This is a genomic window from Neptuniibacter caesariensis (assembly GCF_000153345.1).
Taxonomy (GTDB): Bacteria; Pseudomonadota; Gammaproteobacteria; order Pseudomonadales; family Balneatricaceae; genus Neptuniibacter; species Neptuniibacter caesariensis.
Map to the genome: position 1 here is coordinate 1,141,479 of NZ_CH724125.1, position 14,165 is coordinate 1,155,643.

The following is a 14,165-nucleotide window of genomic DNA, read 5'->3' on the forward strand; positions in this document are numbered from 1 at the left end:
GTAATTTTCTTTTACCATGTTGATAGTTCAGGCAACAAAATCCGATAATGTTAACAATATCGGATTTTTTATTAAGCCCGCAGTTAGCTCAAATGCTTAAGTGGACAGCATTGGCAATAGACGGGCATAACTGAAACCTGTGTTAAGCAGTTTCCAGCTCCTTCTTACTTGATTCAGCATTGTATACGGCTTCATCAAGCTCATTTTCGCTTTTGCTCACTAACACAGAAACCATCAGGTCACCGCAGACATTAACGCTGGTACGTGCCATATCCAGAATACGGTCAATACCCGCAACAATGGCTAAGCCTTCGATCGGTAAACCTACCGTGGTTAGTACCAGCGATAGCATGATCAAACCGGCACCCGGAACCCCTGCTGTACCGATTGAAGCCAGCGTAGAGGTCATGATGATCAACAGGTAATCGGAGAATGCCAGATCAATACCGAAGGCCTGGGCAATAAACAGCGCACAAACCCCCTGATACAGAGCGGTACCATCCATATTGATCGTTGCCCCCAGCGGTAATACAAAGCTGGAGATACCTTTGGACACACCCAGCTCTTCACGAGACGCTTTGATAGTGGCTGGCAACGTACCGGAGCTACTGGTTGTTGTGAAAGCAACAGAAGCCGGGTTTATCAAACCTTTCAGGTAGCGAACCGGATTCAGTCGGCCCAACACACTGACAAGCCCCGTGTAGAACACCAGGACGTGAATCAGGCAGCCAATGTATGCAACCGCAATCACCTTAATCAGCGGCATAAGAATGTCAAAACCATATTTACCGGCAACCCAGGCCATCAAGCCGAATACACCGTAAGGCGCGAGTTTCATTACCAGCTCAGTCAACTTGTACATACCTTCTGCTAGGCTTTCAAAAACCTTAACAGCCGGTTGCGCTTTTTCACCACAGAGTGTCAGTGCAATACCCAAGCCCAGTGCGAAGACGATAATCTGCAGAATATTCCCCGCAGCCAACGCACCAATCGGGTTTTTAGGAATCATGTTCAGCAAGGTCTGCACCAGCGTCGGCGCTTCTTTAGCCGCAGGCGCTGCTTCTGTTACGGACATTTCAAGACCGGAACCTGGCATGAAAACAGTGGCCATAGCAAGGCCAATACTGATAGCAACAGCAGTCGTTCCTAGATAAAGAACGACTGATTTAAGACCGATGCGACCCATTTTACGGGTATCTTGCATGGAGGTAACACCCACCACCAGTGAACAAAACACTAGTGGTACGATGAGCATTTTAATGGCGTTTATAAACAGCGTTCCGATGGGTTTGAAGATCGCCGAGTCGGGCCCCATTGCGATACCGATAATGACGCCGAGCACCATACCAATAAGGATTTTCTTCCACAGTGCCATGCTGCCCCAAACGCCAGCCTGGCTCCCACCTACAGTTGCTTGCTGCATGAGATTCACCTTTTTTATCGTTGTTTTAGTGACCGCAAAAGTGCGGTTATTTTGGGTTAGTTATGAATTGCGCCTCGGTTGAGGCTTAATCATGTATGAGGGGCTGAGCACCGCCTGAAGATCTTCTTCAGTCATTAACTGCTCATCCCGGATGAGTTCCAGCACCCCACGCCCTGAAGCCAAAGCTTCCTTAGCGATACGACTGGAGTTTTCGTAGCCGATGTACGGCACCACTGCTGTGATAATCCCTATGCTCTGGTCCACCAGCTCCTGGCAACGATCCCGATTCGCTGTAATATCTCTGACACAGCGGTTTTTAAGCATATCCATCGACTGCTTAAGCATGCGGATCGATTCAAGCACGTTGTATGCGATCAGTGGTTCCATGGCATTTAACTGCAACTGACCAGCTTCAGCAGCCATGGTCACTGCCAGATCATTACCAACGACCTGATAGGCCACCTGATTGACCGCTTCTGGAATAACCGGGTTAATTTTCCCTGGCATAATCGAGCTACCTGGCTGCTGTGGCGGCAAGTTAATCTCATTTAATCCACAACGAGGCCCCATGCTGAGCATCCGCAGATCATTGGCAATCTTTGAAAGCTTGACCGCAAGTCGTTTAAGCATTGAGGAGAAAAGAACAAATGCGCCCATGTCGGAGCTGGCTTCAACCAGATCGGACGCCCGCTTAAATTCAAAACCACTGATCTCTGATAGATGGCCTATCGCCAAACGAGCGTACTCTGGGTCAGTATTGATTCCCGTCCCAATCGCGGTCCCCCCCAGATTGATCTCTTTAAGCAGCTCAGACAGTCCGGCAATTCGCTCTATATCTTCACCGAGAGTGGTCGCAAAGGACTGAAATTCTTGTCCCAGCGTCATTGGTACAGCATCTTGAAGCTGGGTCCGCCCCATCTTGATGATGTCACTAAATTCCTCTGCTTTAGCGGTAAAAACATCACGGAGAGAAGCAAGCGAATGAACCAGATCAGCATGCTTTAATAAGATCGACAGGCGCACAGCCGTCGGGTAGGCATCGTTGGTGGACTGGGACATATTGACATGGTTATTCGGGTGCAGGTGTTTATACTCACCTTTCCCGTACCCAAGGTATTCAAGACCCACATTGGCGATCACCTCATTAGCATTCATATTGGTCGATGTACCCGCTCCTCCCTGGACCATATCCACGACAAATTCACCATGAAAGTTGCCAGAGATAATTGCCTGGGCTGCCTGATCAATCGCCTCACAGTGGCTATCATCCAATAGCCCAAGTGAATTATTCGCTTTAGCACAGGCCAGTTTCACCATTGCCAGCGCTTTTACTAATTCAGGAAAGTGGCGTAGCTTCACACCGCTAAGATCAAAGTTGGCGCATGCCCGTTGGGTCTGAATACCGTAATAGGCTTCAGAAGGAACCTTGGCTTCCCCCAAAAGATCTTTCTCAATACGCCCAACATCCTGCGCTTTTGACAGCACACTACTTCCCATCGCTCTTTCCTCATTGTTATTTTTTCAGCAAGCAACTTGGGCCTGCCTTTTTAAGAAGTGCTTTTTAATAAGTGCTTTTTTAATAAGTGCTTTTTTGAAAAGTACTACAGCAATGCAGATGCCAACTTTTACAATCAGACTAACCTGTTGATTTAATTGACCTTTTAACTAAGACGGGAGGAAAACCACAAAAGGGAAAGGGTATTACTAAAGGAATAGAATTAATCCACAAAAAGAAAACCCTATGAAAATCATAGGGTTAAATCTAAAAGACGGGTTATAACCTTAACGATAGTTATAGGGGTTCATCCCCCTGAAGTTTCTTTAAACGTTTACTCAGCGCAGGCTGGGAGATACCGATCAAACGAGAGGCTAATGACTGATTTCCCTGAGCACGACGCATCGCTTCTTCTACTAGCAGGTCACTGATCTCCTGCAAAGAAGGCAGAGGTTGCTCTTCATTAAAACGAACAGCAACACCCTTCTCAGCAAGTAATTCAGGGCTGTGATCCGCCGTCAACACACGGCGAAAGGCTTCCATAGACAGAATACGGGCGCGGTGTTGACTCATGGCATCAAAAGCCATCGCTCTTAGCTCACGAACGTTGCCCGGAAAATCATAATTCTCAAGTAACACAGGCAGTTCTTTAGGAATCGTTGGCTTAGCTTTGCCCAGTTCATCTGCTGCCTCAGAGAGAAAGTAATCCAGTAACAGCCCCAGATCTTTTTTCCTTTTCCGTAGCGGCGGGATCTCGACCTGATGGATGCGCAATCGATAATATAAGTCTTTCCTGAACTCACCTTGCAGCTGTTTCTCCTCAAGGTTTTGATGAGTCGCAACCACAATTCGGGCACGTATCCGTTTAGGACGATCACTGCCCAGTGGGTAGTACTCCCCCTCTTGCAGTAAGCGCAGCAATTTCACCTGAGAAGCCTGGCTCAGATCACCGATCTCATCCAGGAATAAGGTACCTTCAGCCGCTTGTTCGATCATACCTGCGCGAGCCTTATCTGCTCCGGTAAAAGCACCGCGATGATGACCAAATAAGGTATCGGCAAAAACATTATCATCCAGCCCAGCCACATTGACTGACACAAGCGGGCCAGAGCGTGCACTTAGTGTATGTATCGCATGGGCGATCTGCTCTTTACCCACCCCACTCTCGCCCATTATCAGCACAGGCTGTTGGCTGGGAGCGATCGATTCCAGGTACTGGAAAACCGATCGCATCGCTTTATCCTGAGTGATGATATTGGCAAAGACTTCTGGCTGTTCCAGAGTATCGCTAAGAAAGCGCCGTCTGAGCTCCCGGTTTTCGAAACTCATCTCCTGCAAACGCACTGCTCGTCGAATACCCTCAATCAGTCGGTCTTCTTCCGTGGTTTTGACAAAGTAATCGTAAGCTCCCAGGCGTATACAGTTCAGCGCAACCTCCAGCTGATTCAAGCCACTTAGGATGATGACCGAAATATCCGGATAGTCGCTGGCAATCGCTTGCAGTAACTCTTCACCCGACACATGCGGCATGGTCAGATCTAATAACACTAAACCAATCGGTTCATCAGCAATCACCTGCATCGCTTTCCGACTATCCTGACAACGATAGATATGATTGAAACCGCCACGGCGCTCCAGTGCGATGCTCATACTTCTCAGAAATGATTCTTCATCATCTATCAGTAAAATCCCAAACTGCGGGTACAGATTATTTCTCATCAAATTCATTCCTGAGTGTCGAGTTAAAAATCAGCCTCACACGTGTACCTTCACCAGGTTCAGACTCATAGAGCATCCGACCGCCATGCTCCTGAACGATACTGTTCGAGACAGACAAACCTAAACCTGTTCCCCCCTCCTCACGCCGGGTGGTAAAGAACGGGTCGCTGAGCCTGGCGAGGTTTTCCGGTTCAATGCCCCGCCCCTCATCAATGACCTCGAGATATATCTTTTCGTCCAGAGTAAACGTTCGCACATGGATCGCTTGCGACGGCCTTTCCAAGGCCTGGCAGGCATTAACGATCAGATTAATCATGACCTGCTCGATGCGTTGCGCATTGCCCAGAAACAGAGGTAATGACCGAGCATACTCTACTTTGAAATGATCACAGCTCTGCTTGATTGTGTTATCTACCAACCGGATTGCAGTCTCCAGCACCTCGTTCAGATCAACTTTTTCGCTCAATTCCGAAGGACTCTGCCGTGCAAAATCCCGGAGGTCGTCAACAATTCTTCGGATCCTTTGCGTCCCCGTGAGCATGTCATCCAGCATCGGCGGGATCTCTTCTCGCATGCGGCTATATGCCAAACCACCCAGATAAAAATCCCCATGTTCCTGATAGTGTGCTTCAAGAATTTCATCTGCATCCTGATACACCTCCTGCAACACAGGCAGGTTTAACAGCAACAAGCTACTGGGGTTATTAATTTCATGGGCAACGCCGGACACTAAAATACCGAGAGAGGTCATCTTATCCGCTTGAATAAGCTGTTGCTGTTGGAGCTTAAGCTCCTCGGTTCTGCGCGTTACCTGACGGGTCAACATGCGGTTCCAGACCACACTAGCCCCAAGTACAAAGAGCAGTAGCAATGAAGCCCATAGGGTAACCTGGCCAATCTTTTTCCAGGGTAGGCCACTTTGTTCCAGTGGCCCCAACCACTTGTCGTAGATCTCCTGCTGACGACCGGTGTTCTTTAAAATAGCCAGCCCTTCACTGAATTGAGCTAGCAGTTCGGTATTATCTTTGACTACCGAATAACCGTATGACTGTGCACCAAATGGCTTACCTACCGGAACAATGTTGGACAGTTCCAGCTCCCTTCCTAAATAGAGGCCAGGAAGGTTTGCAACCAGTGCAAAGTCATGTTGCCCCGAAGCCAGCAGACGAAGTGCAGAAGCATGGGTATCCACCAAAACAAGGGTCGCTCCCACACGGTTTTTTAACAGGTAGTCATGCATGATCCCGCCACGCTGCACTATCACTTCATAGCCATCAAGCTCGACCAACGATGACGCTTTTGGCGATCCTTTACGGGCAAAAATTGATTGGTGTATCAACGCATGGGCTGGCGAGAACGCAAAGCTTTTACTTCGTTCTTCTGAGAAGACCATCCCCTGGAGTGTATCGACTTCCCCCTCGCTCAGGCGTTTTCGCATGTCATCCCAACGCCCTAGTTCAATCTCGACCTCCATGCCCATGACTTCAGCAATCGCTTTAGTCAGTTCGGTGTTATAACCATCGGGAAGCCCCTCATCATTGAGAAACTCATAAGGCGGATAATTGTGATCACCGCCTACTCTGATCACCCCCTCAGCAAGAGCATTCAAGGTAGGTAGAAGGAATAAACCCAGTAGATAAACAGTCCGCCTAAACATCCTGGCCACCCTGCGACAGGGGATATCGCTTAAGCAGTAATTGCCATAGTTGCTCCGATTCCCCACAGAGCACCCGCTGCTTTCGATAAACACAGATATTCAACGGCACCTGCCAGGCATCTCCACCACAGATCACCAGACTGCCCTGTTTAAGTTCCTCTGTAACAGAAAAAGCCGGTACCCAGGCAATCCCTGTTCCCTGCAGAGCCATCCCTTTAAGGCTGTCTGCCATAGGAGATTCAAAAGCTTTCTGTAACTCAATGACACGAGGGGGGCGCTTGATCAGTTGAGAAACGCTACGTCCCAGATAAATGTTGTCAGGGTAACTTAGGAATGGGTAGCTGAAGCTATCAGCATCATCCAGATCAAAAAGTGGATTTCCCGATTTGTCTGTACTGCAAACCGGAATCAATTTTTCCTGTTCAAGACTCAGGCTTGCAAACTTAAGCTCGTCATTTAAAGAACTGTCTTCAAAGGCAAATAAAAAATCACAAATCCCGTTTTTTAATGCCTGAGAACATTCATCCGCATTAGCCACAATCTGTCTGACGGTAATCCCCGGAATGGCTGACTGGAGTGACTGAATAAAGCCGGGAAACATTGAAAGTGACAACGCATGGGAAACAGCAAAATCAATCACCGAATGCGACTTTCCAGCGAGTGACTGAATATGACTGATACAGCTTTCCAGTTGCAGGATCAGGTTTTGCGCCGTCTCTTTAAACAATAGGCCTTCATCCGTGAGAGTGACCGGTACACTTCTACGATCTATTAGCTCACAGCCCACCGCCGACTCTAATGACTGGATTCTGCGACTAAAAGCAGGTTGAGTGAGATGACGCTCCTTAGCGGAACGGGAAAAGTTTTGTGTTTTTGCCAGAGACAAAAAATCTTCCAGCCACTTTGTTTCGATATTCATTCTGCAAAGAGTTCCTGACCACTCAACGAGGGCTTTACCTCCGAGTGTACTATCAGCATTAAAAGTAATGCTAAACAAATATCCTGCCATGCTTACTTTGCATAACCTATGCAAAAGTTGCATAACCCCGATCACTATAGAGTTTATAGATCATCCGGGATGATTATGCAGGATATGTATAACCTAAAATGTTTCAGCATTGGTCAGAGGAGCGCCTTCTTCATAGGCTGGTAGCTTTTCAGGAGGCCATCATTATGTTTAAAACTTTAGGTGTGCTAGGTGGAATGGGCCCACTTGCAACTCTGGACTTTGCCCATAAAATCATCCAGAACACACCCGCACAAAGGGATCAGGAGCATATCCCCATGCTGATCCGTTCAATCCCGCAGATTCCTGATCGCACAGATTGCCTGATGAATGATAGTGCATCTCCACTGACGGCTATGCTTCAGGGGCTTGAAGAACTTCTATCTGCTGGCGTTGAAGCAATAGCCATTCCCTGCAATACAGCCCATTTCTGGCAACCTGATTTACAAGCAAAGAGTCCTGTGCCGGTGTTCCATATAGCTCATGCGTGTAGTGAATCACTCCAGCAATTACAGATTAGCAAGGTCACGCTGATGGCGACCGACGGAACCCTAAAAGCGGGATTCTACCCTGAGATTCTCAGCAGGCAGGGTATCCAACTGGAATTACCCCCTGCCGATATACAGCAAAAAATCATGCGCGGAATTTATAGTGTTAAATCTGGAAACATCGCTTTAGGAGGCAAATTACTGAACAACGCGTTTCAGAGCTTACTGAACCAGGGTTTTGAACGTGTTATTCTCGGTTGCACTGAAATTCCACTGGCTCTCGATCATCTGGGTGCCGAGCATTTAGATAGGAGCCTGGATGCCACTTCTGCTCTGGCGTCCTTCTGTGTCGACTGGTCCATATCCGCACAGCCCTTACAGGCAGCCTGAGAAAACTAAGACATAGCATGGAACTTGAACTAGGTATTTTATTAATTCTTTTGATCACGGGTTTTGCCGCAGGCCTTATAGATGCGATAGCCGGCGGTGGAGGTATGATCGCCCTACCGGTTTTGCTTTCCTGCGGTCTCACTCCGGTTGAAGCCCTTGCCACCAATAAGCTTCAGGGAACCTTTGGTACTTTCAGTGCAGCCAGGTATTTTATTAAAAAACGCCTTGTTGACCTGACTCAGATGAGGGTTCAGATTCTCTGTACATTTATCGGTGCAGTAGCCGGCACCCTGTTAATCCAGATGCTTGATTCAAGTTTTCTGGCGACACTAATGCCTGTTCTTTTGATAACGATCGCGGTCTATTTCACTTTCTCTCCCAATATCAGTGATGAAGAAAAAAAACATCGTCTGGGAGCGACAGGTTTCGGTTTAGTTATTGGCACAAGTGTAGGGTTTTATGATGGCTTTTTTGGGCCAGGAACCGGAACCTTCTTCACTCTCGCATATATAGTGTTGGCTGGTTATGGCATGGCAAAAGCAACCGCGCACACCAAAGTGCTTAACTTCACCTCCAACATAGCCTCATTAGTCTTCTTTGCCATTGGTGGGCATATGGTCTGGATGGCAGGCTTAGTGATGGCTATTGGGCAATTAATCGGTGGTAGATTAGGGGCAAAGCTCGTCATCAGTAAGGGGACAAAGCTGATCAAACCTTTAGTTGTTACGATGACACTACTCCTTTCGCTGAAACTACTATTGTCCTGAGCACTCCATGCAATCCAGAACCTACCGCCTCGATCGATTTATTGCGAAACATACAGATCATTCTAAAAACGATGTGAGAATACTCATCGCTAAAGGCCGAGTGTATGTTAATCAAACTGTTGCCGTATCGGTCGACCAGATCATAAAACAGTTTGATGAAGTAATTCTGGACGATGAGGTTTTACAAAAAAACACCCCTATCTATCTGATGCTTAACAAGCCTGCAGGCGTTGTCAGCGCTACCTCAGACCCCCAACATACAACGGTTATCGATCTTTTGGATGACCACTATAAGGACCTGCATATTGCGGGCCGACTGGATCGTTTCTCTACAGGATTATTATTACTCACCAACGATGGCGAATGGTCCAATAGTCTTTCCCATCCTGATAATAGAGTCGCGAAACGTTATATCGTAGAACTGAAAGAACCAATTACAGATGCATACGGAGATGCCTTTGCAAAGGGGATGCACTTTGCCTACGAGGACATTACGACCCAACCCGCTCAACTTAAGCAACTAGAGCCAAGGGTTGCAGAAGTCACCTTACATGAGGGGCGTTATCATCAGATTAAAAGAATGTTTGGGCGGTTTCGTAACCAGGTATTGAGCTTACACAGGGTTTCGATAGGTAACTTACCTTTAGATGACGCCTTGAAGCCTGGCGAATATCGCATGCTGACAAGAGATGAAGTTGTCAATATAACCCTTCAGGCATAAAAAAAGCTGATAACCATTATCAGCTTTTTTAGTCATAACCGTTCTTAATCGCTACTTTTTCAAAGGAACGATCAATACCGGACGTTTAGAGTTCTGCATCACTTTCGTGGCTGTAGAACCCATTAGGGCATGCCCAATACCTGAATGCGGGCGGGTTCCCATCACGATAACGTCTGCATCGATCTCATCAGCTGCAGCTACAATCGTCTTCCAGGGCTTACCCTCACGAATCATCGAGCTTACCTGCTCCTCTTTCAGCATATCGAGCTCTTCAACTTCTTCTTTGAAGAACTTATCGATGCGCGCTTCAAGTTTTGTTTTTAGATCAACCAGGCTGTTTTCGTACATTTCGCGCATACCGTCTTCTTTCAACAAAGACTGCAATGCCATATTGTCCTGATGCTCATTTTCGAGAACATGCAGGTAGGTAATCTGCGCATCATAATGACCACAAAGGCTTACCGCTGCACGAAAGGCAGGACGCGAACCTTTATCGATGTCAGATGCGTATAGGATTTTCTTTACGCCAGGAATCATGTTTCACCTCACTCCCAAGGAGTAGAAATAAAAAGGGCAGGCTCAACAGCCTGCCCCTGTCATCAATTTCGATATAGCAGTTCAGGTAAGAACAGCGAAATCGCAGGAATCAAAGTCACCAGAATCAAACGGATAATGTCGGCACACCAGAACGGTGTTACGCCTTTGAATATGGTAGAAGCTTTAACATCCCTGAGTACCGCACTGAGCACGAACACGTTCATCCCCACCGGAGGCGTGATCAAACTGATCTCGGTAACAACAACCACGACTATACCGAACCAAACCAGATCAAAACCAAGGCTCTGAACTAATGGGAAGAAGATCGGCACCGTTAGCAGCAGCATAGACAGGCTTTCAAACACCATGCCCAGAACGATGTAAACGCCCAGAATAACCAGAATAACCACCATAGGTGACACTTCCAGCCCCTGAACAAATGCTAATAGGTCTGCTGGCAAGCCCGCACGGTTGATAAAGTTAGAGAAAATCAACGCGCCAATCACCACACCGAATAGCATGGTTGTCGTGCGCCCAGTATCCGTCAGTATATCGAACAGGCTAGCCCAGCTAAGGCTCTTGCGGGCCAACGCGATAAAGAACGCACCACCGGCACCAATACCCGCAGCTTCTGTCGGCGTAAAGATCCCCAGATAAATACCGCCCATTACGATGATGAACAACGTCAGAACGCCCCAAACACCACTCAGTGCTTTAAAACGTTCTGGCCAGGTTAGCTTATCGCCACATGGACCCGATGCCGGGTTGCGCCAGACAACGTAACGTACCGCCAATAGATAAAGCAGGATTCCTAGTAAGCCAGGAATAAAGCCAGCAGCAAACAGTTCACGAATACTGGTTTCAGTGAGGAGACCATAGATTACTAGAATGACACTAGGAGGAATCAGAATCCCCAGAGATCCCCCCGCCGCGATTGTAGCTGTCGCAAGCGAATCTGAATAACCGTATTTACGCATCGGTGGCATAGCCACTTTTGCCATCGTCGCGGACGTCGCCAGACTGGAACCACAAATAGCAGAGAAACCACCACAAGCAACAACCGTCGCCATAGCAAGACCACCTTTGCGATGACCAAGAAAAGCATTGGAAGCTGCATATAGCTCCTGAGATAACCCGGACTTAGTCACAAAGTTACCCATCAGGATAAACAGTGGAATGACGGACAAGCTGTACTCTTGCGCCGTATCGATAACACGCTTTGATGCCATCGACAGCGCGCCGTTCCAGCGAAAGTCCATGAAATTATCGAAACCAAGGCCCTGCAGATAGGCAAAACCGAAGAAGCCAACCAGACCCATCGCAAACGCAATCGGTACACGGACAACCACGATAATCAGCAGCAGTATTGCAAAGCCAGTTAATGCTGTAATCATTAAGAAATACCTGTTGTGTTGAACGGTCCAGATTTAATCTCTGGAGGTCGTTAGTAGCCTATATACGCCGTACGTAATCATGGCCCCTGCGGTTACCCAGCTCATAACAGCAATATATTCAACGATATACCCCACTGGCATCTGCAAATATTCAGTTACTTCACCACGACGGTGAGAACGTGCAGCCAGCTCATAAATTCGTACAGCCAGGAAATAGAGAGATGTCGACATCAGGAATGCCGCTAACAAACCCAGTACTTTGATCAGGGTGTTACCTAACATCTTATCCAGAATATCAACGACCACATGACCACCACGCCACGTGACAACAGGAAGCTCGGCAAAGACAAGGATCGCAATCCCCATCTCAGTCAGCTCAGTAGTACCATCGACCGCGTTGTCCAAAAAATACCGACCAAAAACGTCGGCACAGGTCAGCGCCATCAAAAAGAAAAGTGTAAATGCAGCAATCAACTCAAGAAAAAAGGCCAGCCATGCGACTGGCCCTTTTTCTTCGTAGTGCGCTGTAATCCAGGCACTCAAAGCCATAAAAGACTCCTAATTTGCTAAATAGCCAGTAATTACTTACTTGTAGTTACGTGCTACTTCGCGCAGTTCAGTCAGTGCAGCTTTAGCATCAACACCACGATCTGCAACAGACTTCAGGAACGCTTCATCCATGCCTTTAGTCAGCTCAACGAACTCTTTAGACAGCGCATCGCCATCTTTAACCATAGTGATGTTTACGCCAGCTTCTTTAGCCGCTTCAAGACCTGCAGCATCACCCGCGTCCCATGCTTTACCAGCCATAGCAGACAGTTTCTCACCCGATACGCTCATGATCGCTTCACGATCTTTCGCATCCAGGTCAGCCAGGAAGTCTGGGTTCATGAACATTGCGAAGCTACCCAGGTACATACCACCTGGCAACGCTACAACATTTTTAGCAACTTCTTTCAGACGTAGTGACTTCTGCTCACCCATTGGGATGAATACACCGTCGATAACGCCCTGCTGCATCATTTCGTATACTTTAGGCGCTGGTGCACCTACAGCTGTTACGCCCATACGGTGACCGATTTCACCCTGAACACCACCGCCCAGACGAATCTTTTTACCTTTCAGATCACCCAGAGAGCTAACTGGTTTAGCCATGTGGATCTGACCTGGACCATGCGTAAACAGACCAATTACTTCCAGACCATCGTGCTCCTGCGCTTTGGCGAAGTATTTGTTGTGGATGCGCCAGTGAGCTACAGATGCAGCTTCAGCACTTGTACCCAGTAGTGGCTGCTCAACAGCCTGAGTCAGCTTAAAGCGACCTGGTACATAACCGTGGTAGCTGAAAGATGCGTCAACAACACCGTCTTCTACCAGTTCGAACATTGTTTTAGGGTGGCCCATACCGTATTCGATAGCCACTTTTACACGACCTTCAGTCGCTTCTTCTACCCACTTAGACCATGTTGGCCAAACAACAGCATTCTGCGGATGTGTAGGTGGCAGCCAGCTAGCAACACGCAGAGTTGTTTCTGCAGCAGCCTGACCAGCGACGCCCATGAACAATCCAATAGCAAGAACTTTCTTCAGATTCATTATTGTTTCCTCTATTTAACCGTTTTTATTATTAATTGCTAAATATATTAACTATCCGCAGTAAGGCCCTATTAGCAATATGGCTATACTTTCTGGCTCATGCCTTCGCCATGCTTCTCTGTCGAGATGTACCCTTCTTAGATACTGCCTCAGGCAATTTGGTTAAAATATTAACCATCGGATATTAAATCAAGCGTTTTTCAAGAAAAACTCATCCCAAGCATTATAACTTGATACCTTAAAAAACAGCAATGATACTATTTACGTATCACTTTCTTTGATCTACCTCCCACTTTTTGATTGTTTTTGCTGCACATGCACATAGACTTTTAGCTAATTACATGCTATTGCGATACACAAATATCACAATAAACAGACATTTACGTAACACTTAACTGCAATTAACCTTAGATATATTCAAAAGCCACCCAAAAAAGAACGTTAGCTCAATAATTTTTACTTCTAATTTGTTTGGCTTATATAAATAAAAAAACTAAGGTTAATGATCTTAACAAGCCCTTAAACTACTTATTTAAGGGAACAATCAGCACAGGACGCTTTGAATTCTGCATCACTTTTGTGGCCGTCGACCCCATCAGAGCATGGCCAATACCGGAATGAGGGCGAGTCCCCATCACGATCACATCCGCATCTATCTCATCCGCAGCATCGACGATCGCTTTCCAGGTTTTGCCCTCTCTAATCATTGAGCTGACTTGTTCCTCTTTCAGCATATCGATCTCTTTAACTTCCTCTTTGAAAAACTTATCGATACGCGCTTCCAGTTTGGCCTTAAGATCAACCAGACTGTTTTCATACATTTCACGCATGCCCTCCTCTTTCAATAAGGATTGCAACGCCATATTGTCCTGATGCTCATTTTCCAGAACATGCAGGTAGGTGATCTGAGCGTGGTAATGACCACACAAACTCAATGCCGCTCTGAACGCCGGACGGGAGCCCTTCTCTATA

The 14,165-nt window shown here is 47.1% G+C and carries 13 protein-coding genes; 3 read left to right on the plus strand and 10 right to left on the minus strand.

The window, feature by feature from the left end; genetic code table 11:
• Positions 1-142: 142 nt before the first annotated feature.
• From MED92_RS05400 to MED92_RS05420, 5 genes are all read right to left on the minus strand, one after another.
• On the minus strand, positions 143-1,423 hold the full coding sequence (locus MED92_RS05400) for a dicarboxylate/amino acid:cation symporter (RefSeq protein ID WP_007020498.1): 1,281 nt from the start codon (positions 1,421-1,423) through the stop codon (positions 143-145).
• Positions 1,424-1,483: 60 nt separating this feature from the next.
• Entirely contained in the window at positions 1,484-2,920 is a 1,437-nt protein-coding gene (locus tag MED92_RS05405) for an aspartate ammonia-lyase (RefSeq protein WP_007020499.1), read from the minus strand.
• Between the two features lie 295 nt (positions 2,921-3,215).
• Positions 3,216-4,637, minus strand: a complete 1,422-nt coding sequence (locus MED92_RS05410) for a sigma-54-dependent transcriptional regulator (RefSeq protein ID WP_007020500.1) — start codon at positions 4,635-4,637, stop codon at positions 3,216-3,218.
• Positions 4,627-6,294: a transporter substrate-binding domain-containing protein gene (locus MED92_RS05415; protein ID WP_007020501.1), complete on the minus strand. Its 1,668-nt coding sequence runs from the start codon at positions 6,292-6,294 to the stop codon at positions 4,627-4,629. Before MED92_RS05415 ends, MED92_RS05410 begins: the two co-directional genes overlap by 11 nt.
• Positions 6,287-7,213: a LysR substrate-binding domain-containing protein gene (locus tag MED92_RS05420; RefSeq protein WP_007020502.1), complete on the minus strand. Its 927-nt coding sequence runs from the start codon at positions 7,211-7,213 to the stop codon at positions 6,287-6,289. Before MED92_RS05420 ends, MED92_RS05415 begins: the two co-directional genes overlap by 8 nt.
• A gap of 254 nt (positions 7,214-7,467) precedes the next feature.
• Between MED92_RS05420 and cuyB the strand changes: the two genes are divergently transcribed.
• Genes cuyB through MED92_RS05435 form a run of 3 tightly spaced genes read left to right on the plus strand, consistent with a single transcriptional unit; the run spans position 7,468 to position 9,666 of the window.
• Complete coding sequence (gene cuyB / locus MED92_RS05425) at positions 7,468-8,178, plus strand: cysteate racemase (RefSeq protein WP_040662184.1); 711 nt, start codon at positions 7,468-7,470, stop codon at positions 8,176-8,178.
• Between the two features lie 17 nt (positions 8,179-8,195).
• Positions 8,196-8,945 carry a TSUP family transporter gene (locus MED92_RS05430; RefSeq protein ID WP_007020504.1) on the plus strand — a complete coding sequence of 250 codons (750 nt, stop codon included), beginning with the start codon at positions 8,196-8,198 and terminating at the stop codon, positions 8,943-8,945.
• A 7-nt stretch (positions 8,946-8,952) separates the two neighbouring features.
• A complete protein-coding gene (locus tag MED92_RS05435) occupies positions 8,953-9,666 on the plus strand; it encodes a pseudouridine synthase (RefSeq protein WP_007020505.1) in 714 nt (237 codons plus the stop codon).
• Between the two features lie 51 nt (positions 9,667-9,717).
• Here MED92_RS05435 and MED92_RS05440 read toward each other — a convergent pair whose 3' ends face one another.
• The 5 genes from MED92_RS05440 to MED92_RS05460 form a co-directional block, all read right to left on the minus strand.
• Positions 9,718-10,203 (minus strand): universal stress protein, encoded by a 486-nt coding sequence (locus MED92_RS05440; RefSeq protein ID WP_007020506.1) that lies wholly within the window; start codon positions 10,201-10,203, stop codon positions 9,718-9,720.
• Positions 10,204-10,265: 62 nt separating this feature from the next.
• Positions 10,266-11,597: a TRAP transporter large permease gene (locus MED92_RS05445; RefSeq protein ID WP_007020507.1), complete on the minus strand. Its 1,332-nt coding sequence runs from the start codon at positions 11,595-11,597 to the stop codon at positions 10,266-10,268.
• A gap of 33 nt (positions 11,598-11,630) precedes the next feature.
• Positions 11,631-12,146 (minus strand): TRAP transporter small permease, encoded by a 516-nt coding sequence (locus MED92_RS05450; RefSeq protein ID WP_007020508.1) that lies wholly within the window; start codon positions 12,144-12,146, stop codon positions 11,631-11,633.
• Positions 12,147-12,182: 36 nt separating this feature from the next.
• The gene (locus tag MED92_RS05455; RefSeq protein WP_007020509.1) at positions 12,183-13,193 is read right to left on the minus strand and encodes a TRAP transporter substrate-binding protein; all 1,011 of its coding nucleotides are present in this window, start codon (positions 13,191-13,193) and stop codon (positions 12,183-12,185) included.
• Positions 13,194-13,717: 524 nt separating this feature from the next.
• A complete protein-coding gene (locus tag MED92_RS05460; RefSeq protein WP_238321489.1) occupies positions 13,718-14,164 on the minus strand; it encodes a universal stress protein in 447 nt (148 codons plus the stop codon).
• Position 14,165 lies beyond the last annotated feature (1 nt).